We start from the raw sequence: 19,824 nt of genomic DNA on the forward strand, positions 1-19,824 counted from the left end.
TGGGGAGAGGGGTTGGGGTGAGGGGTGCTGCAGAGAGATCATGACTGCCGCCAGCTTGGCGTGCGTTTTTCGAGGAAGGCGGTGAGGCCTTCCTTGCCTTCGGCGCTGGCGCGGCGCTTGGCGATGCGTTCTGCGGTGCCGTCGATAACCTCGCGACCCAGGGGATGAGAGGCCACGAACTGCACCAGTTCCTTGGCCTCCGCCATGGCTTCCGGTGCGTTCTCCAGCAGCTGTTTGGTGAGCGTCTCAACTGCCGCATCCAGTTGATCGGCCGGCACGACATCGCTCAAAAGACCCAGGCGCTGTGCCTCGGCGGCCCCGAATTTGGCACCAGTCAGGAACAGGCGCTTGGCCGCATTGGCGCCGATGGCCCGGATGATGTGCGGGCTGATCACGGCCGGGATAAGGCCGAGTTTTACTTCTGAGAGGACGAACTCGGCATTGGGTGCCGCCACCGCAAAATCGCAGGCCGAGACGAGACCGATGCCGCCGCCATAGGCAGGCCCGTTCACCACGGCGATAGTGGGCATAGCCATGAAGGCGATCTTCTCGAACAATCCGGCAAGACGCTTGGCGTCAGCGATGTTGCTGGCGGCATCGTATTCCGCCATGCGGCGCATCCAGTTGATGTCAGCACCGGCACAGAAGTTGGCGCCGCGGGCGCGCAACTGCAGCACACGGATATTCTGGTCCGCCGCCACCTGATCGAGCGCCGCATGGAGCTCGTCGATCATCGTGATGTCGAGGGCGTTATGGCGCTCCGGCCGGTTGATGACGATCTGCGCCACGCGGCCGGATTTGATGAGGTCGATATCGGTCATGATCTCTGTTGCTCACATACGGAAGATGCCGAACCGGGTTTCCGGGATCGGCTGTTGCAGAGCGGCTTCCAGGCTGAGGCCCAGCACGCGGCGGGTATCGGCCGGTGCGACAATGCCGTCATCCCAGAGGCGCGCCGAGGCATAATAAGGATGGCCCTGTTTCTCATATTGATCGCGGATCGGCTGCTTGAACTTTTCCTCGTCGGCCGCCGCCCAGGTCTCGCCCTTCGCCGTGAAATTATCACGCTTCACCTGCGCCAGCACGGAAGCAGCCTGTTCGCCGCCCATGACCGAGATGCGGGCATTGGGCCACATGAACAGGAAGCGCGGGCCAAAGGCGCGGCCACACATGCCGTAATTGCCGGCACCGAACGACCCACCGATGATGACGGTCAGTTTCGGGACAGCGACGGTCGAGACAGCGGTCACCAGCTTGGCGCCGTCCTTGGCGATGCCGCCGGCTTCATATTTCCGGCCGACCATGAAGCCGGTGATGTTCTGCAGGAAGATGAGCGGGATGCGGCGCTGGCCGCACAGTTCCACGAAATGCGTGCCCTTCAGGGCCGATTCCGAAAACAAGATGCCGTTGTTCGCGACGATGCCCACCTGATGGCCATAAAGATGGGCAAAGCCGCACACCAGGGTTTCGCCATAGGTCTGCTTGAACTCGTCGAAGGCCGACCCATCGACGATGCGGGCGATGACATCGCGCACGTCAAAGGGCTTGCGGGCGTCGGTGGGCACGACGGCACCGAGGTCGGCCGGATCGTAAAGCGGCTCCTGTGCCGCCTGGGCAGGCGGGTTGGCAGGTGTCTTGTACCCGAGCCGTCCGATGATGCCGCGGCAACGGTCGAGTGCATCCCAATCGCTGTCGGCCAGATGATCGACGACACCGGAGCGGCGCGCATGAAGATCGCCGCCGCCGAGATCCTCGGCACTGACCTCCTCGCCCGTCGCGGCCTTCACCAAGGGCGGGCCGCCCAGAAAGATGGTACCCTGGTTGCGCACGATGATGCTTTCGTCCGACATGGCCGGCACATAGGCACCGCCCGCGGTGCAGGAGCCCATGACCACGGCAATTTGCGCAATGCCGGCGGCCGACATGTTGGCCTGGTTGAAGAAGATGCGGCCGAAATGATCGCGGTCAGGGAAGACCTGGTCCTGGTTGGGCAGATTGGCGCCGCCGGAATCCACCAGATAGATGCAGGGCAGACCATTTTCGGCGGCGATCTCCTGCGCGCGCAGATGCTTTTTCACCGTGAGCGGATAGTAGGTGCCGCCTTTCACCGTCGCATCGTTGCAGACGATGACGCAGAGCCGGCCGGCGACACGGCCGATGCCGGTGAGCAAACCCGCCGCCGGGACATTGTCCGCATAGACGCCATGGGCGGCGAGGCTGGAGAGTTCGAGAAAGGGTGTTCCGGGATCGAGCAGGCGCTGGATGCGCTCACGCGGGAGCAGCTTGCCGCGCGACATGTGACGCTTGCGCGCATCCGGCCCACCGCCCTCGCCCACCTCGGCCAACAGCCGGTCGAGATCGGCGACCAAGGCTGCCATCGCAGCGGCATTGGCTTGCGCCTCTTCCGCATTGGTATTGATGGCCGATTTCAGCACCGTCATCGCCTATCCTTATCAAGGGAGCCTTTTCAGGGGAGCCGTCATGCGTAACCGTCCAATCATCCCGGCTTCACCCCGACTTGGGTAGTCTTTTTTCACCGGCACTATGGTGTGGAAGAGAGTGACCGCAAAAACACCTCGTTCGTTGCGATTGTGTCGCGGGGCCAGGGCGGCGCGCAGTTTTTTAAGCTATTCGGGCGAAGCCGCGCCGGCTTGACGGGGAATCGGGGTTGCACAGGCCGGTACCGCACGCGATGCTGGTCCGATCAAGACGTATTGCACTGCAAGAGAGGAGCCGAATGGCACAGCGTTTCGAACGGATCGAGGAAAAGCATCGCGATTTCATTCTGCGACAGCACATCTTTTTCACCGGGTCGGCCGCAGCCGGCACGCGGGTGAATATATCCCCGCGCAGCACCGATGCCCTGCGCATCATCAACGCCAATTGTGTCGCCTATCTGGACCGCACCGGCAGCGGCAACGAAACGGCCGCACATCTTAAGGCAGATGGCCGGCTCACCCTCATGTTCTGTGCCGTCGAAGGCGCACCGAACATCCTGCGGCTTTATGGCCGCGGGTCCGTCCTCCACCGGCAGAGCGAGGCCTATAGTCAGATGCTGGCGGTCAGCTACGACGGGCGCGCGCCGCTGGGGGCGCGGCAGATCGTCAAATTGGACATCGACCTGGTGCAGACGTCCTGCGGTTTCGGGGTGCCGCTCTTCGACTATCGGGGCGAACGCGACACGCTCGATCGCTGGGCCGAGGCCAAGGGTGCCGACGGGATCGAAGCCTATTGGCGCCAGAAGAACGAGGCCAGTATCGACGGCCTGCCGACCGGAATATCGGGGGCCGGAATATCGGGGGCCGGGATTTCCGAGGTGTAGAGAGATCGTTCGTTATTCTCTTGCATGCCGGTCATTTCGGGTGCCTGCTGACGGAGTCCACGAATCTTCGACTGTTCATGGTCGGCATGACTGTCGGCATGACTGGGCCAGAGGAATTCCCCATGTCTGTTACCTCGGCGCGCAATCAGCTGCTGACCAATCCCGAACTCGGGCAGGCCATCAAGGACATGACGGCCAAGGCCAAGAAGCAGTTCGACGAGACGGGCAGCCTTGCCGGTTTCTCGGCAGAGTATCGGGACGCGGAAGGCAACGGGTCAATTCTCCTCTCCATCAGCGCGGTTGCCAACACGCTTTATGAGAAATCCGTGGGCGACAATAGTTTCACGCTCGCCTACGATCTCAGTATCGTCGACCCGATTGCAGTCCAGAACAGTCACGGGACGACGGCGTTCATCGGCAGCAGCGACGATATCGACGGTTTCGCCAAGCGAGTCATCGACACGACCAAGGCGGCACGGCTGGGCCAGGGTTACTCGATCGACCTTGGCGGCATCGCTGCTCTCCTCTCAGGCAAACCATCCGGCGACAAGACGACCCAGCCGACAGCGCGCGCGGTCGACAGCAAAACACAGGCGCTGCAAGACCAGCAGAAGGCGACCGATCATCTGGTCAGCACGCTGCGCTATTTCGTCGATGGGCTTAAGGGCATCTCGCGCCAGCAGGAAGCAATGAGGACGGGAACCTGGACGGCTGAGCCGGCGGAAACCAGCGAAGATGCGTTCAAGAACCTTCTCATTCACCTGAACATCCAGGCCTAGTCAAGGCCAGCGGCAGCAGCAGGCGGCCGCTATCAACAGGTCGGGGCTATCAACAGGTTGGGGCCATCAACAGGTTGGGGCCATCAACAGGTTGGGGGCTGGGGCAGGTTCAGATACGCACGGGTGCCGGCACCGGGCACGCTCTCGAAGCGGAGCTCGCCACCATGCGCCTCGGCCAAGGTCCGCGCGATCGGGATGCCAAGGCCCGTACCGCGGCCCTTGCGCGCGACCAACCGGTCGTCATTGATGTCGCCGATCGGCGACAGCAGCAGATCGATCTGTTGCGGCGTCAGCCCCGGACCCGTATCGCCGACCTCGATTTCGACGCAGCCCGGACGACGATGGAAAGCGAGCCAGACCTTGCCGGTCTCCGGCGTGAATTTCAGCGCGTTGTAGAGCAGATTGACCACGGCCTGGCGAATGGCAAGGGAGTCGGCTTGGAAAGCACCGCAGCTTTCGGTTCCCTTGACCGCCACGGATACAGTGCTGCCGTCGCGGGGCGGCATCATGCTCGTCGCATCCTCAGCCAAGGCAGCAGGGTCGATTTCGACCGGCTGCATCCGCCGCATGCCGGACTCGACGCGAGAGAGGTCCAGAAGATCCGAGATGATTCCCAGTAAATGCCGGCCGCTACGCCAGATATCGTCGATATATTCCGCATAGGCCGGGTTGCCAAGGGACCCGAATACGCCAAGCCTCATGATATCGGCAAACCCAATGATGGCGTTTAATGGCGTCCGCAATTCGTGGCTCATGCCGGCCAGGAAACGCGATTTGGCCGCATTGGCGAATTCGGCATCGGTCTTGGCCGCATTCAACGCATGCATCAGCCGGGTCATGTCGACGGCCTGCGCGCCCAGGTGACACATGGCCGTCTGCAGCTCAGCCTCGCGATCTTTCAAGGCCTGGATGTCGCGGCCGACCGATTGCAATTCGGTGCTGCCATCCACCGGCGATTTCACCGCCTGAATATTGAAACTCCACCAGCGGGTTGTGCCGTCGGGCAGGCGCCAATTCAGTTCTACGGCGCGGATCGAGCCTTGCTCCAGAACAGCAGCAACGCGCGCGAGAGCGAGCGCAGTTCTTTCCGGGCCGAGGAATTCGCTGAGGTTGCGGCCGATCACTTCGTTCTGCGTACACCCGAGCAGGCGCGCATAAGTGTCGTTGCACCATTTGCATAAAAGGTCGGGGCGATAACGGATGACGGCATCATCAAGATCGGTGACGATCGCCTGCCAGTAGATCTGCTGATCCGACTCCGGGGCCAGCGACCTGATATGCCGGACCTTTGCCATGACGTTCTGCCAAGCGGAAATGGATTCCGTACATTCTATTCTTCAACTCGCTGACATTTCCTTAAGAGACGGCATTCCTGCCGGGATCCCGATCCAGGGCATTTAGATAAAATACCAGCTATGTTTGCCGGCTCGCCTGCCAGCATGCTTGTCGGGCCGGTTCCCGGATTCAGAGTAAAGACTTGTTAATCCTGCTTGCCTAGGATTGTGGCCTCAGGACGGCAGAAATTGCGCGGCAGGCATGGGCGATAGCGGCATCGAAGCTGAACAGAATGGCAGCGGCGAGATCTGGCAGAATGCCGATCCGCGAGCGAAGGCCCGACGCCCGGGCAACGCGCAGCAGGAAGATAAGGTATCGCGCAATCTGTCGTCGCTCTGGTCGCGGCCGATCTACAATCCCTCAATCCTGCTTGGCACGCTGGGATTGATTGCCGCCCTCGCCGTCGCGTCGATCGTGGCAACGATGCTGGAGGCGGCAGAGTCAATCATATCTCCGCTGCCGATTTTGATCCTGATCCTGTCCGCGTTGGCGGCCGTTGCCGTGTTCCGTCTGGCCAATGCCGGCAAAGCGACCGTCGAGGCGCAACGCCGCCTGGTCGATGCCGGCTTCGAGGCGGCGGATGCTATCGTTATTCTGCGGGCCGCCGACGGCCGTCTTCTGCAGGCCAATGCGGTCGCTGAGCGCGTGTCGGGCTATAGCAGCGCGGAACTGGCCAAGCCGGAAGTCTGGCGGGGCACCTTCCTGCCCAGCGACAGCGGTGCCGAGGCTGCGGTCGAAGCCGAAGCATTCAAGAGCGCCGGGCCGGTCTTTCGTGAAGGATCATGGATTGCCAAGAGCGGCAAGCGGCACCTGATCCGATGGTCCAACGTGGCGCTGCAATATGCGTCGGGTCAGCCGGCGGTGCTGCTCAAGGTGGGTCTCGACCTCACCGAACTGCGGCGCAACGAGATTTCACTGCTGCGCAACGAGACCTATCTGCGCCTGGCACACCGCATGGCGAAGCTCTGCCATTGGCACTGGCGGCCGGACGGCGCCGAATGGCACCTCAACCCGACCAATTCCCGCGGCCACTATACTTATTCCGACGAGGTACAGGATTTGTTCGGCTATCTGCCGGAAGAGCTGCCGAACCAGGGTGATTCTTTTGCCAAGATGCTGGCACATCCGGAGGATCTGGAGGCGCTGCGCGCCCTTTATGCCGGCTTCCGCTATGGCGCCGAAGATGCCTATTCGATCGAATACCGGGCCCTTCATCGTGATGGCAGGGTGCTGCATATCCGCGAGACCGGCGAACGGCTGCGCGATGAGGCCGGCACGGTCATCCAGATCGCCGGCACCTTCCAGGACGTCACCGAAACGCGCGCCTCGGAACGCAGCCTGCAGCGCGCCCAGGCGGAGTTGCGGCGCTCCCTGCGTATGTCGGGCCTTTGCCACTGGACCTGGCAATTGTCGCTGGACAGCCCCGACGGCATGCCGGGCATCTATCAATCTTCGGGCGACACGGCCGATCTTCTGGGACTGGCGCCGGAGGACGTGGCGCTCGACGACCAGGCATGGCACGAGAAGATCGTGCACCCCGAGGATGCCGATTGGAGCTGGCAGCGCTATGAGGCGTTTCGCTGGGGGCCGGCGCCGACCCTTACCCAGGAATACCGCATCCTGTCACGCTATAGCGGCATCCGCTATGTGCGGTCGATCTGCGAGAAGACCTTCGACAGTACGGGCCGGCTGATCGAGATCAGCGGGGCGCTGCAGGACATCACCGAACAGCGCCAGCGCGAGCTGGAGTTGCTGAAGGCCAAGAACGCGGCTGAAATCGCCAACCGGTCGAAGACCGAGTTCCTGGCCAATATGAGCCATGAGCTGCGCACGCCCCTTAATGCCGTCATCGGCTTTTCCCAAGTCATCCGCGACCAGCATTTTGGTGATGCACCCGGCCGCTATGCGACCTATGCCGCCGACATTCACAAAAGCGGGCAGATGCTCCTGAAGCTGATCGGCGACGTCCTCGACATGTCGAAGCTGGAAGCCGGCAAGGTGGAGCTGTTCGAGGAGGAAGTCGACGTCGCCACGGTCGCCGAGGACTGTCTCAACATGCTGCAGGCTCGCGCCGACGAGGGCCATGTGCGCATCGAGCGCAATTATGCGAGCGGCCTGCCGCTGCTCCATGCCGATGCCCGCGCTGTGGCGCAGGTGCTGCTCAATGTCCTCACCAATGCGGTCAAATTCTCACCACCTGACCGGATCGTCTATCTCTCCGCACGGCAGGGCGATGGCGGCGACTTCCTGATCGTCATCCGCGATACCGGGATCGGCATGACCAAGGAGGCGATGCAGCATCTGTTCTCGGCCTTCCACCAGGCCGATGCCACGATCAGCCGGCGGTTCGGCGGGACCGGGCTGGGACTTGCCATCACCAAGCGGCTGATGGAATTGCACGGTGGATCGATCGACCTCAGCAGCGAGGCCGGCCATGGCACGCGCGTCGTGCTGCGCTTCCCGGCCAGCCGCGTGCGCGGCCGCGAAGAAGCCCAGATCGCCTGATCTCGTTATTGCCTGATATGCTTACTGGCCAGCCAATGTGTAGGGATGCCGCTCGTCGTCGCGGATCAGCACCAGGACGCATTCCTGCTTCGAGACATTGCCGCATTTCATCAAGGCGGTCTTCTGCGGGTAGCGGCGGTCGGTATTGCGCGGATCGCCCTTCTTGCCGGGGATGCACAAGCCCACTTCTTCGCAGATGAAGGAGCCGGAGAATTGCCCGTCCGGCGAGACGGCAAAGGCGCCGGCCCGGTTCTGCAATTGCGACAGATAGATCTTGAGCTGGCCGCTGACCTTTTCGGAAAGCTGGAAGGCAGCGTTGGGGTCGCTGTTGGCGACGGGCGCCGGGGGAGGCGGCTCGATGGCAGCCACCTGGGTTTCCGGCACGGGCGCAGGTTCGGGCGCACTCGCCGTCGCTGCCTTGGTGGTGGCCGTTGTGGTGGTCGTTGCGGGCGCTGGCGTCGCCGGGCTGCGTTCCGTCTGTTTTCCCGATGTCGCGCGCAGGCGTGCGGCACGGCTGCGCGCCAGATCGGCGTGCTCGCCATCGGGGAAGCGCGCGAGATAGGCGTCAAACTCGGTCGCGTCCTGGCTGCTTTTCACGTCATCCCAGAATTTCTCCTCGGCGCTCGCCGATATCGCAGCAGGCTTGGTGCCGGGCTGGAAGTAGAAGGCGCCGGTCAGCGACGAGGAATCCCACGGCACTTGCTGGGAATCGGTCTTCGCCATGACGTCGACGCGCACATTGCGGAACGCTTCCTCGATGGCGACGCCGGGCTTGCCGAGTTCTGCGACCAGGGCGCTGGTATAGGGCGAGTTCTTGCCGTCGCCATCAGCCGCGACTTCGCCCGGCGCCGTCGAATAGCCGACGAAGGAGCCGGCGGGCGCGTCCATGCGCTCAAGGCCGCGGCTGGCCGAGCGCATCGAGCGGGGCAGCGGGTTGTTGCGACAGGCATCAAGGATGATGATGTTGACCCGCGCAGAGGCGAACTGCATCTGCTTCAGCACCCAATCGGCATTAACCGCCTCGATCTCGGCATCAGCCTCGCGGGTCAGCTGGGCACCTACGGGAATGAGATAGTTGGCGCCGTCGACGGCAATGCCGTGGCCGGCATAGAAGAAGAGGCCGACGGCGTCCGGGCCGGCAGCGGTCAGGGCTTCGCCGAAATCGACGATCGCCCGCTTCATCGCCTTCTGGTCGCCATTGACCAGCTTGGTCACCTTGAAGCCGAGGGTGTTCAAACGGTCGGCCATCAGGTTGGCATCGTTGGGCGGGTTGACGAGGGACCCGATCTCCTTGCCGTATTTGCCGTTGCCGATGACCAGCGCGATGCGCGGCTCCGCCATCGCGGCAGGGGCCAGCAGTAGATAAGCCACCATAAATATAAGGACCGCCGGCACAGACGGCCAGCGGACTAAGGGAAGTAGGATATGGCGTCCCATCAATCTCATACCTTTCAATGTAGCGCGAATAGGCCCGCAACGGCAGTGAGCGGGAACACAGTCCGGTGAGTGGAAGGGACGGGGCCGCCGACCGGAAAGCGAAGCTGAGATGAAAGTGTCACTTTGTCCTAAATACACAGTATTTAGTCCTCAACCCTCCCTCGTGCCCCTGATCCAGTGGTTAGATCGCATTTTAGATAAAAAAATTGTCTTACGAATCATATAAGTAGGTGTCATTCTTCGCAAATTAGATTGACTTTAACCATTAACAAACTTTAGCCTTCAGTCATCGGGGCTTATCGGGGGGATCTGCCGAGGGTGAATGGGATGTGCTCTAGCGTGTAAGGCGCCCATGAATCCCTTGCAGCACGGTGATGGCTAACGACGATATCGACGGCGCACAATTGCTGGCACTGGCACGGCTTCGGTCCGATGAGGGACGGGCCGAACTCTTTGCCGTCATCGGCGATCTGTTCCACGACCGCCACGATGTGGTGAGCGCGCAGGAACGCGCCCTCATGCTCGACATTCTGGAAAAACTGATCGGCGAAGTGGCGCGCGACGTCAGGCGCAAGCTGAGCCTGAAGCTGGCCGACGCGCCGGGCCTGCCGCGCGAGCTTGCCGTGCTGCTTGCCAATGACGAGATCGAGGTGGCAACACCGATCCTGATGCGCTCGAACGCCTTGCAGGATGTCGATCTCATCGAAATCATCCGCCACCGCTCGCGCCAGCATATTCTGGCCGTCGCCATGAGGCGCGACGTCACCAGCCCGGTCAGCGACGCGCTGGTCGAGACCGGTGACCGCGACGTCATCCGCGCACTTCTCGAGAACCAGGACGCCAATATCGCGCGCATCACGCTGGCCTATCTGGTCGAACAATCGAAGACCCTCGACGAGTTCCAGGAGCCATTGGTACGCCGCCGCGACCTGCCGGCCGAGCTTGCCCGCCGCATGGTTTATTGGGTGGCGGCCTCACTGCGCCAGGCGCTCGTTGAGCGCTTTGAGATCGACATTGACGCGCTGGATGACCGGCTGGAGCCGGTGGTTAAAGAGGAAATCGCTGAAGCCGTGGCAGAATCTGAAGCCGACAGTGCCGCAGCGGTCCTCAGTCGTGCCCTCGGCGATGCCCGCCAGCTGACCCCGCGCCTGCTGCTGCAGACCTTGCGCAAGGGCGAAGTGCAATTGTTCGAGGCGATGTTCGCAGAAATGTGCGGGCTACGCTTGAAACTGATCAATCGCCTGGCCTATGAGCCGGGTGGCCAGGGGCTGGCGGTCGCTGCTCGCGGCATCGGCCTCAACCGCGAGGAATTCGCCACCATATTCCTGCTGACCCGGCGCGCCCGTGCTGGGCAAGCGGGCTTTGCGCCGGCGGAACTCGGCCGGGCATTGGAGTTTTTCGACCGGCTGACGCATGCGGCGGCCGATACTGTCTTGACGCGCTGGCGTCGCGATCCTGATTATCTGTTCGCCATCCGCTCCATCGAAGAAGGGCAGGAGAAGAAACGCGCATGAACAAAGTCACGCCCTTGGCGCCCAGTTTTACTCAGAGTGCTGCCGCCGTCGGCGCGCCTAAAGTGTCGGATGGGCGTGTTGCCGAGGTCCGGGTCAGCCCGGCCAACGAAGCAGCAGCCTCGCCGAACAAGCTCAACGAGCTTTTCCGCCAGGAACTGCTCGAATTCGGCCCCGCCATGATGATGTGCGACCCGAAGGGCCAGATCAGCTGGGCCAATCCCGCCTGCCGGCGCATTGCCGAGACCAGGATCGATGGCGGCACCATTGGCGAGCGCCTGCGCTTGGCCGAGATCGCCGAGGAAGTGGATTTCCGCCGTACCACCGTGTTCCGCGACTGGGATTTCCCGGCCGGCGGCGCCATGCAGCGCCTGCGCGCACGCTTCGAGCCGATGATCGAAGCCGGTGGCCTGCTGACCGGGTTCGGCGGCATGCTGACCTTGCTGCAGGACGGCATGACCGGCCGCGACGAGACGGCGGTCGCGCTCGATCGGCATATGGATTTCATCCGTCTTTCTTCCGATTGGATGTGGGAGACCGATGCGGCGCTCAATCTGCGCCTGGTGACCCAGCGTGTTGTCGGCGCCTTGGGGATGGTGCCGCAGCAATTGGTTGGCCGGAACCTCCTGGATTTGGTGGCATCGGCCGCGCTGCGTAGCAATTTGCAGCGCCGGCTTCAAAAACTGTCTCCGTTCCGCGACCTGCCCTTCGACGCCGAAGACGCCACCGGCAAGCGCAAGCTGTTCCTGATGAGCGCGCTGCCCGTCTTCGATCCGGCAACCGGTGCCTTGAGCGGCTATCGCGGCTCGGCCTCCGACATCACCGAGCTCACCCGGCGTGAAGAGGGTCTGCGCGCCGCCAAGGAAACCGCCGAAACCGCCAACCGGGCGAAGTCGCAGTTCCTGGCCAATATGAGCCATGAGCTGATGACGCCCTTGAACGCCATCATCGGCTTTGCCGACGTCATGCGCATGGGCCTTCTCGGCCCGGTCGAAAATCCCGAATACCGGACCTATGTGCGCGATATCCATGGCAGCGCCGTCAATTTGATGGGCATCATCAACGACATCCTGGATGTATCGCGCATCGAGAACGGCCAGGCCGAGATCAATGAGAGCGCCTGCAATATCGAGGAATTGTTCGATTCCGTGTCCCGCCTCATTCAGGACCGGCTGCAGGCCCAGGGGCTTGAGCTCAAGATCGACCTGCCGGCACGCCTGCCCAGGCTCCATGCCGACAAGCGCAAGCTGAAGCAGATCCTGGCCAATCTGCTGGCCAACGCCGTCAAGTTCACACCGCGCGGCGGGCGCATCACGCTCGGGGCCGGCCTCAACCGGCCGGGCGATTTGATCCTGACTGTCACAGATACCGGCATCGGCATCGCCGCCGAGGATATGGACCGGGTCATGCACCCCTTCTCGCAGGCCGATAGCGGCCTCAACCGCAAATATGAAGGCACCGGCCTCGGCCTTACCTTATCCCTGAGCCTGGCCCGGCTCCATGGCGGCGACCTGCGGCTTGAAAGCACGCTGGGCGAAGGCACCCGCGCCATCGTCATCCTGCCATCCAGCCGGGTGATCGATGGGTCACATCTCACGCCGGTGAAGTAAACCCCCTCTCCCCGACCCTCCCCTACGTTGGGGGGAGGGAGCAGTTTGCCATGCCGACCTCGCTCTAGTTCCCTCCCCCCAACGTAGGGGAGGGTTAGGGAGAGGGGGTAGGCAGAGCGAACTCGCTGCATCAAGCTGCATCAAATCGAGCAAAAACTTTACCCGCCTCATGCCGCGGGGTACCAATGATGTTGATCTTTCGGTGAGTCGGGAGCGCGTGGGTGTGAGCGAGGGCTTCGACCTCAAGGAACTGGGTCAGGTGGCACGCGACCGGTCGCCGGAAGGCCGGTCGAAGATGTTTGCCTTGCTCACCCGGCTGTTCTGGCGCCGTGGCTCGATCATGAAGCCCAAGGAAAAAGTGATGCTGGCCGAGATCCTGCGGGTCTTGCGGCCCAAGACCTTGGCCGAGGCCCGACTGCCGCTTGCCTACGAGATTGCCGGCTCGACGCTGGCCGAACCGGAACTGTTGCGGGTCTTTGCGGAGGATGAGATCGAGATCGCCTCGCCCGTCCTCTTTGCCACCAACCGGCTGGAGCCCAGCGACCTCATCGCCATCATCGAGGACAAGGGAGCGACGCACGGCGCCACAATCGCCACGCGGAAGACGCAGACCATTGCTGTCGTCGACGCGCTGGCACGCCTGGAAGAGCCGGAGATTTTCCGCAAGCTACTGGCCAATCCGGATGCGCCCTTCTCGATCCCCGCCTTGTCGGCAGCCGCACTGGTGGCGATGACCGATGTCGAGCTGCAGGCATTGGTGGCAGCACGCCGCGAGCTGCCGGAGACCCTGGCCGAAGACATGATGAGCTGGGCCGATCCCGTCATTTGCGAGAGCCTGAACCAGCGCTTCCTGTTCGATGCCATGGCGGCCTCGCCCCAGCGGCCGGTCTATGGGCAGAAGGCGCAGCCGATGCCTGCGGTGGAGCATGTGGACCCCTTGCAGGATGAAACCGCCGGCGAGATGGAAACAGACCGGCCGGCAAAACCCGAAGAGATTGAGCTGACGCCCGCCTCGATGATCAGTGCACTGCGGGGTGGCAACCTTGCCTTGTTCCAGGCGCAGCTCGCCCACCTTGGCAACCTGCGGATGGGGCTGGTGCGCAAACTGATGAGCGAGAATGGCGGCGACAGCATCGCGCTCATCGCCCGTGCCATCGGTCTCCGCCGCGATGAGTTCGCCCAGATCTATCTGCTGGCGCGCAAGCTGAAGTCGCGCGCCACCGGCATTGGCGCTGCCGATCTGGGGCAAGCGCTGGACTTCTTCGACCGCACGGAACCCACTCAAGCCAGCGCCATCATCGCCCGCTGGCGCCGCGAATCGGCGCGCGATTCCCTCACCGAGAGCGAGGATGCGGTGCCCCTCACCCTCGATGAGGCCGGCCAGCGGGACGATCCTGTACAGATGACCGAGCCTGCCTGACCATCTATTGACCTGCGATACAGGCGTTTACCAATTAGGCTGATGTTCGCTCGCGCCGACTATCTGGCCGTGCTGCGCCGGAAACTCCGGCGAAGCGCCGGGACCCGGCGCCAATCGCCTGACTGGGCATACCGCTGACCCGGTAAAGCACCCGAAAAGAGAGAACAAAAGAGGCCCTTATTTCAGCGACCTAAAGCGCTAAAACATGCGTGAAATCAGCTAATTCTATTGAACCATTACAATTGTTGAAGAAAGATGACGCCAGCTGAATGCAATGGGTCGGCAGCAGACAATTCCTACGGTCTGTTTGAAACGGCTCATTGAGTGTTCAAGCTTTTAAGTGACAGAGGAGGTTACAAAAAATGAAAGACGCAATGAGGAAGCTGACGCTGCCGGTGATGGGACTTGCCGCGCTGCTCGCGAGCACCGCGCTCGCACAAGCTGAAATGGTGTTCCATCGCGGCAACGGCGCCGAACCAGAAACCATCAACCCGCATAAATCGACGGGTGTTACCGAGGCCAACATCGAAGCCGACATTTTTGAAGGCCTGACCACCTACGCGCCGAACGGCGATATTATCCCGGGTGCTGCCGAGAGCTGGGAAATCAGCGATGACGGCAAGACCTACACATTCCATCTGCGGAAGAACGCCAAATGGTCGAACGGCGATCCGGTAACGGCCGCCGACTTCGTGTTCGGCTTCCAGGATGCCGTGAACCCCGAGACCGCCGCTGATTACGCGCCGATCCTCGACGTCATCGTGAATGCCACCGCGATCCGCAAGGGCGAAGAGAAGGATTTCTCCAAGCTGGGTGCCACCGCGGTCGACGATCATACATTGAAGGTGTCGCTCACGGGCCCGACCCCCTATTTCCTCGGCCTGCTGCGTCACCCGATTTCCTATCCGGTGCACAAGGCGACCGTCGAGAAGTTCAAGGACGATTGGACGAAGCCCGGCAACATCGTCAGCAACGGTGCCTATCAGCTGACCGAGTGGACGCCGCAAGCCTCGCTCACCTACGTCAAAAATCCGAACTATTGGGATGCGGCCAATGTGAAGGTCGACAAGGTGGTGATGTACCCGACCGAAGATCTGGCGGAAGAGTTGAAGCGTTTCAAGGCCGGCGAATTGCAGGCCACCTATGATGCGCCTTCTGAGCAGATCCCGGATCTCGAAGCCAATTACAAGGATGTGTTCAAGAACACGCCCTATCTTGGCACCTATTATTACGTCATCAACCTGACCCGCGAACCGCTGGGCGCTCAAGCGGATCTCCGCAAAGCGCTCTCGCTCGCAGTCAATCGCGAGATACTGGTTTCCAAGATCACGCAGGGCGGCGAAGCCCCAGCCTATTCGTGGGAACCGCCGATGACGAACTACAAGCAGGCTTTCCTCGACTTCAAGGATGAACCGCAGGCACAGCGTCTGGTCGAAGCAGCGGCCCTTCTGGCCAAGCACGGCTATACCAAGCTGACCCCGCTGAAGGTCGAACTGCTCTACAACACCAGCGAGAATCATAAGAAGATCGCCGTGGCAGTGCAGAGCATGTGGAAGCAGGTCGGCATCGACGCCACCCTGCGCAATGAAGAGTGGAAGGTTTATCTGGAAACCCGCGACAAGAAGCAGTTCGATGTCGCACGCGCTGCCTGGATCGCCGATTATGACGATCCGATCAACTTCGCCGATATGTTCCTGTCGGATGCCGGCGAGCGCAACGATGCCGGCTACAACAACCCGAAGTATGACGAGCTGGTGAAGGGGACCGGTCACGAAACCGATCCGGCCAAGCGCATGCAGATGTTCCACGACGCGGAACAGATCTTCCTTAACGACAATGCGATGATCCCCATCTATCACTATATGTCGCAGCACATGGTCTCGACCAAGGTGGCGGGCTGGGAATACAACATTCTCGACTTCCATCTCGCGCGCTTCATCTCCGTCGCGGAGTAAGATTGCGTGATCGGCGACCCGGTGGCATCATGCCACCGGGTCGTTTTTATTGACCCGTGCGCCTCGGCACCGTATTCGGCACCGATGGGAGGCGGCTTTTATGCTCAATTACACAATTCGGCGCCTGCTTGGCGCCATTCCGACGCTGTTCATCATTCTGGCAGTGTCGTTCTTCATGGTGCGCATGGCACCTGGCGGCCCCTTCGACAAGGAACGCAAGGTTCCGGCCGAGGTCGAAGCCAAGCTGATGCAGCAGTATCATCTCGATGAGCCGCTGCCGCAGCAGTTTGCCCGCTACATTGGCGGCCTGGCCCATGGCGATTTCGGCCCGTCGTTCAAATATAAGGACTTCACCGTCTCTGAGCTGATCTGGCAGGGCTTCCCGACCTCCCTGGCGCTCGGCCTCTCGGCCATCGTTCTTGCGCTGGTGCTCGGGGTCAGCCTCGGTATCTGGGCAGCACTCCGACAAAACAGCTGGGTCGATTACATGAGCGTCGGCACCGCCATGCTGGGCATCGCCGTGCCGAACTTCGTCATCGCCCCCATCATGACCCTGGTCTTTGGCCTGATGCTGCATGTGTTGCCGGTGGGCGGCTGGGGCAAGCCATCGAATTGGGTCCTGCCGATCATCGCCCTTGCCATTCCGCAGGTCGCAGCCTTCACGCGCCTCACCCGCGCCAGCATGCTGGAAATCCTGGGCAGCAATTTTGTGCGCACCGCCCGCGCCAAGGGCCTGCCTGAATTCATCACCCTGACGCGTCACGCAATCCGTGCGGCCATGATGCCGGTCGTTTCCTATATGGGGCCGGCCATCGCCAACATCGTGACCGGTTCGGTGATTATCGAGCAGATTTTCAGCATCCCCGGCATCGGACGCTACTTCGTACAAGGTGCCATCAACCGCGACTATACGCTGGTCCTCGGCGTCACCATCCTGTTCGGCGCCCTGGTCATCCTGTGCAATCTCATTGCCGATCTATGCTACGGCCTGCTGGATCCGAAGGTGCGCTATGACTGATCTTGCGGTCCTTGCCAAGCAACCCGAGGTCAAGGGGCGCAGCCTCTGGGCCGACGCCTACCGCCGCTTCACGCACAATAAAGCCGCCGTCGTCGGCTTCATCGTGCTGACGCTCATCACCCTTATCTGCTTCGGGGCACCCTATCTGGGCCTGCGCGATCAGGAAGATATCAACTGGGACATGATCAGCGTCGGTCCCGACTTTGCACAGGGCTATTTCTTCGGCACGGACCAGAACGGCCGCGACCTTTTCGTGCGCACACTTTACGGCGGGCAGGTTTCGCTCATCGTCGGCGCGGTGGCGACACTGGTCAGCCTGGTCATCGGCACGCTGTGGGGTGCCACGGCCGGATTCGTTGGCGGCCGGGTCGACAATGTCATGATGCGCATCGTCGACATCCTCTATTCCATCCCCTTCGTCTTCTTCGTCATCCTGCTCACCGTCGTTTTCGGCCGCAACATGGTACTGATTTACGTCGCCATCGGTTGCGTGAGCTGGCTGGACATGGCGCGCATCGTGCGCGGCCAGACGATCAGCATCAGGCGTAAAGAATTCATCGAGGCAGCGCATGCCAGCGGCGTTTCCAATTGGCGCATCATCACGCGGCATATCATCCCCAACTGCCTGGGGCCGGTCGTGGTCTATATGACCCTCACTGTTCCCGCCGTCATCCTGACCGAGAGTTTCCTTTCCTATCTCGGCATGGGCGTGCAGGAGCCCAACTCCTCCTGGGGGACGTTGATCAGCGAGGGAGCGAAGTCGATGGATATCGCCCCCTGGGCTGTTGTCTTCCCCAGCATGGTGATGGTGGTGACGCTGCTCGCACTTAATTTTGTCGGCGACGGTCTGCGCGATGCGCTTGACCCCAAAGATCGTTGAGGGGACAAGCACCGTGAGCAATGTTCTAGAAGTCACCAAACTGAACACCAGCTTCGCGACGCCGGAAGGCGCCGTCAACGCCGTCAACAATGTCTCGTTTCGTATCAACCGGGGCGAGACCTTAGGGATCGTCGGCGAATCCGGATCCGGCAAGAGCCAGATATTCATGTCGATCATGGGCTTGCTTGCCCGCAATGGCCGCGCCACCGGCTCGGTCAAGGTGACGGGCACGGAAATCCTGGGAGTCGCCACCAAGAATCTCAACGAGATCCGCGGCGCGCGCATGTCGATGATCTTCCAGGACCCGATGACCTCGCTCAACCCCTACCTCACGGTCCGCCGGCAGATGACCGAGGTGCTGATGACGCATAAGGGGATGGACGAGGCGACGGCCGCGGCCACCTCGGTGCAGCTCCTCGACCGGGTGCAGATTCCCGAGGCCAAGCGCCGCATCAACATGCATCCCCATGAATTTTCCGGCGGCATGCGCCAGCGCGTGATGATCGCAATGGCGCTGCTGTGCGGCCCGGAACTGCTGATTGCGGACGAGCCCACCACGGCGCTCGATGTCACCGTGCAGGCACAGATCCTCGACCTCCTCTCCGATCTGCGGCGCGACACCGGGATGGCGATTGCTCTTATCACCCATGATCTGGGTGTCATCGCCGGCCTCGCCGACCGCGTCATGGTCATGTATGCAGGGTCGATCGTCGAAGAAGGCGCTGTCCGCGACATCTTCAAGCGGCCGCAGCATCCTTATACCGAGGGTCTCTTGAAATCGATGCCGCGCCTTGACGCCCACGGGCTCACGCGCCTCGATACGATCGGCGGGCAGCCGCCCAATCTGCAGAATTTGCCAACCGGCTGTTCCTTCCGCGACCGTTGCCAATATGCGTTCCCGCGCTGCATGGAGGAGCGACCGCTCCTCCATGAGGTCGGCACTGGCCGGGCCAAAGCCTGTCATCTCGAGCAGTTGACCAAGGCACCTGTGCAAAATGTGGGAGTGGTGGCATGAGCACAGCACCGTTGCTGTCGGTCAACGACCTCAAGGTTCATTTCGACGTCGGCCGCAAAGGCCTGTTCGGTGGTGGGTCAGCAGCCATCGTAAAGGCGGTCGACGGTGTTTCCTTCGACTTGAAACCGGGCGAGACATTGGGCCTGGTGGGCGAATCCGGGTGCGGCAAATCCACCCTGGGGCGCGCCGTTCTGCGGCTGCTGCCTTTGAAGGGCGGCCGCACTGTGTGGCTGGGGCAGGATCTTTCCAAGCTGGAGCCGAATGCCATGCGCGGCCTGCGGCGCGAGATGCAGATCATCTTCCAGGATCCGCTGGCCAGCCTCAACCCGCGCATGACCGTGGGGCAGATCATCGCCGAGCCGATGACCACCTTCCAGCCAAACCTGAAGCCCGGCGAGGTCAAGGACAAGGTCAAGGCGATGATGGCCAAGGTCGGCCTGCTGCCCAACCAGATCAACCGCTATCCGCATGAATTTTCCGGCGGGCAGTGCCAGCGCATCGGCATCGCGCGGGCGATCATCAACAATCCCCGCCTTATCGTGTGCGACGAGCCGGTCTCGGCGCTCGACGTCTCGATTCAAGCGCAGATCGTCAATCTGCTGATGGATCTGCAGCGGGAAATGGGCATGTCGCTCATCTTCATCTCGCACAATCTCGCCATCGTCCGGCATATCAGCCACCGGGTGATGGTGCTCTATCTCGGCAAGGTGATGGAAATCGCCGACCGGGATTCGCTCTACAACAACCCGCTTCATCCCTATACCCAGGCGCTGAATTCCGCGGTGCCGGTGCCGGATCCGGATATCGAGCAGAGCAAGACGCGCATTGTCTTGAAAGGCGATCTGCCGTCACCGCTCAACCCGCCCTCCGGCTGCCCGTTCCGCACCCGCTGTCCGAAGGCCACGGAAATCTGCGCGCAGGTGATGCCGGATCTGGTCTCGGCCGGCCGCGATCACATGGTGGCGTGCCACCATGCCGGGCCGGTGGGGGGATGAAACTTCTCCCTCTCCCTTTAGGGGGAGGGACTAGAGCGAGAA

15 protein-coding genes are annotated in these 19,824 nt (G+C 61.9%); 11 read left to right on the top strand and 4 right to left on the bottom strand.

Translation table 11 applies throughout. The annotated features are described in order from the left end of the window. Nucleotides 1–38: 38 nt before the first annotated feature. Complete coding sequence (locus AC1DWZ_RS15500) at nucleotides 39–821, bottom strand: enoyl-CoA hydratase-related protein (protein ID WP_477169822.1); 783 nt, start codon at nucleotides 819–821, stop codon at nucleotides 39–41. A 12-nt stretch (nucleotides 822–833) separates the two neighbouring features. Next, entirely contained in the window at nucleotides 834–2,441 is a 1,608-nt protein-coding gene (locus AC1DWZ_RS15505) for a carboxyl transferase domain-containing protein (RefSeq protein ID WP_477169823.1), read from the bottom strand. Nucleotides 2,442–2,737: 296 nt separating this feature from the next. On the opposite strand from AC1DWZ_RS15505, the gene AC1DWZ_RS15510 reads away from it, so the two are divergent. Next, nucleotides 2,738–3,322, top strand: coding sequence for a pyridoxamine 5'-phosphate oxidase family protein (locus AC1DWZ_RS15510; RefSeq protein WP_477169824.1), 585 nt, complete (start codon nucleotides 2,738–2,740; stop codon nucleotides 3,320–3,322). 122 nt (nucleotides 3,323–3,444) lie between these two features. Further along, nucleotides 3,445–4,101, top strand: a complete 657-nt coding sequence (locus tag AC1DWZ_RS15515; protein ID WP_477169825.1) for a hypothetical protein — start codon at nucleotides 3,445–3,447, stop codon at nucleotides 4,099–4,101. An 83-nt stretch (nucleotides 4,102–4,184) separates the two neighbouring features. Here the strand turns inward: AC1DWZ_RS15515 and AC1DWZ_RS15520 are convergent, their stop codons facing one another. Continuing rightward, on the bottom strand, nucleotides 4,185–5,396 hold the full coding sequence (locus tag AC1DWZ_RS15520; protein ID WP_477169826.1) for a PAS domain-containing sensor histidine kinase: 1,212 nt from the start codon (nucleotides 5,394–5,396) through the stop codon (nucleotides 4,185–4,187). 241 nt (nucleotides 5,397–5,637) lie between these two features. Here AC1DWZ_RS15520 and AC1DWZ_RS15525 point away from each other — a divergent pair, with 241 nt between their 5' ends. After that, nucleotides 5,638–7,941: a PAS domain-containing protein gene (locus tag AC1DWZ_RS15525; RefSeq protein ID WP_477169827.1), complete on the top strand. Its 2,304-nt coding sequence runs from the start codon at nucleotides 5,638–5,640 to the stop codon at nucleotides 7,939–7,941. Between the two features lie 21 nt (nucleotides 7,942–7,962). Here AC1DWZ_RS15525 and AC1DWZ_RS15530 read toward each other — a convergent pair whose 3' ends face one another. Next, nucleotides 7,963–9,315, bottom strand: a complete 1,353-nt coding sequence (locus AC1DWZ_RS15530) for a caspase family protein (RefSeq protein WP_477169828.1) — start codon at nucleotides 9,313–9,315, stop codon at nucleotides 7,963–7,965. A gap of 437 nt (nucleotides 9,316–9,752) precedes the next feature. On the opposite strand from AC1DWZ_RS15530, the gene AC1DWZ_RS15535 reads away from it, so the two are divergent. The 8 genes from AC1DWZ_RS15535 to AC1DWZ_RS15570 all read left to right on the top strand — a co-directional run bounded on the left by AC1DWZ_RS15535 (nucleotide 9,753) and on the right by AC1DWZ_RS15570 (nucleotide 19,782). After that, nucleotides 9,753–10,892: a DUF2336 domain-containing protein gene (locus AC1DWZ_RS15535; RefSeq protein WP_477169829.1), complete on the top strand. Its 1,140-nt coding sequence runs from the start codon at nucleotides 9,753–9,755 to the stop codon at nucleotides 10,890–10,892. Further along, entirely contained in the window at nucleotides 10,889–12,499 is a 1,611-nt protein-coding gene (locus AC1DWZ_RS15540) for a PAS domain-containing sensor histidine kinase (protein WP_477169830.1), read from the top strand. The genes AC1DWZ_RS15535 and AC1DWZ_RS15540 overlap by 4 nt, the downstream gene beginning before the upstream one ends. 223 nt (nucleotides 12,500–12,722) lie before the next feature. Next, nucleotides 12,723–13,919, top strand: coding sequence for a DUF2336 domain-containing protein (locus AC1DWZ_RS15545; RefSeq protein WP_477169831.1), 1,197 nt, complete (start codon nucleotides 12,723–12,725; stop codon nucleotides 13,917–13,919). 362 nt (nucleotides 13,920–14,281) lie between these two features. Further along, on the top strand, nucleotides 14,282–15,874 hold the full coding sequence (locus tag AC1DWZ_RS15550; RefSeq protein ID WP_477169832.1) for a peptide ABC transporter substrate-binding protein: 1,593 nt from the start codon (nucleotides 14,282–14,284) through the stop codon (nucleotides 15,872–15,874). Nucleotides 15,875–15,974: 100 nt separating this feature from the next. Continuing rightward, nucleotides 15,975–16,892, top strand: coding sequence for an oligopeptide ABC transporter permease OppB (oppB, locus tag AC1DWZ_RS15555; protein WP_477169833.1), 918 nt, complete (start codon nucleotides 15,975–15,977; stop codon nucleotides 16,890–16,892). Next, a complete protein-coding gene (locus AC1DWZ_RS15560) occupies nucleotides 16,885–17,772 on the top strand; it encodes an ABC transporter permease subunit (RefSeq protein WP_477169834.1) in 888 nt (295 codons plus the stop codon). The genes oppB and AC1DWZ_RS15560 overlap by 8 nt, the downstream gene beginning before the upstream one ends. Before the next feature lie 13 nt (nucleotides 17,773–17,785). Further along, nucleotides 17,786–18,787, top strand: coding sequence for an ABC transporter ATP-binding protein (locus tag AC1DWZ_RS15565; protein ID WP_477169835.1), 1,002 nt, complete (start codon nucleotides 17,786–17,788; stop codon nucleotides 18,785–18,787). Beyond that, nucleotides 18,784–19,782: an ABC transporter ATP-binding protein gene (locus tag AC1DWZ_RS15570; protein ID WP_477169836.1), complete on the top strand. Its 999-nt coding sequence runs from the start codon at nucleotides 18,784–18,786 to the stop codon at nucleotides 19,780–19,782. Before AC1DWZ_RS15565 ends, AC1DWZ_RS15570 begins: the two co-directional genes overlap by 4 nt. Nucleotides 19,783–19,824 lie beyond the last annotated feature (42 nt).

The organism is Dongia sp. P2_B8, assembly GCF_056404715.1.

Bases quoted from the DNA above. Each gene is read 5' to 3' on its own strand.
- AC1DWZ_RS15500 (WP_477169822.1), bottom strand. From the start codon at position 821: ATGACCGATATCGACCTCATCAAATCCGGCCGCGTGGCGCAGATCGTC.
- AC1DWZ_RS15505 (WP_477169823.1), bottom strand. From the start codon at position 2,441: ATGACGGTGCTGAAATCGGCCATCAATACCAATGCGGAAGAGGCGCAA.
- AC1DWZ_RS15510 (WP_477169824.1), top strand. From the start codon at position 2,738: ATGGCACAGCGTTTCGAACGGATCGAGGAAAAGCATCGCGATTTCATT.
- AC1DWZ_RS15515 (WP_477169825.1), top strand. From the start codon at position 3,445: ATGTCTGTTACCTCGGCGCGCAATCAGCTGCTGACCAATCCCGAACTC.
- AC1DWZ_RS15520 (WP_477169826.1), bottom strand. From the start codon at position 5,396: ATGGCAAAGGTCCGGCATATCAGGTCGCTGGCCCCGGAGTCGGATCAG.
- AC1DWZ_RS15525 (WP_477169827.1), top strand. From the start codon at position 5,638: ATGGGCGATAGCGGCATCGAAGCTGAACAGAATGGCAGCGGCGAGATC.
- AC1DWZ_RS15530 (WP_477169828.1), bottom strand. From the start codon at position 9,315: ATGGTGGCTTATCTACTGCTGGCCCCTGCCGCGATGGCGGAGCCGCGC.
- AC1DWZ_RS15535 (WP_477169829.1), top strand. From the start codon at position 9,753: ATGGCTAACGACGATATCGACGGCGCACAATTGCTGGCACTGGCACGG.
- AC1DWZ_RS15540 (WP_477169830.1), top strand. From the start codon at position 10,889: ATGAACAAAGTCACGCCCTTGGCGCCCAGTTTTACTCAGAGTGCTGCC.
- AC1DWZ_RS15550 (WP_477169832.1), top strand. From the start codon at position 14,282: ATGAAAGACGCAATGAGGAAGCTGACGCTGCCGGTGATGGGACTTGCC.
- oppB (WP_477169833.1), top strand. From the start codon at position 15,975: ATGCTCAATTACACAATTCGGCGCCTGCTTGGCGCCATTCCGACGCTG.
- AC1DWZ_RS15560 (WP_477169834.1), top strand. From the start codon at position 16,885: ATGACTGATCTTGCGGTCCTTGCCAAGCAACCCGAGGTCAAGGGGCGC.
- AC1DWZ_RS15570 (WP_477169836.1), top strand. From the start codon at position 18,784: ATGAGCACAGCACCGTTGCTGTCGGTCAACGACCTCAAGGTTCATTTC.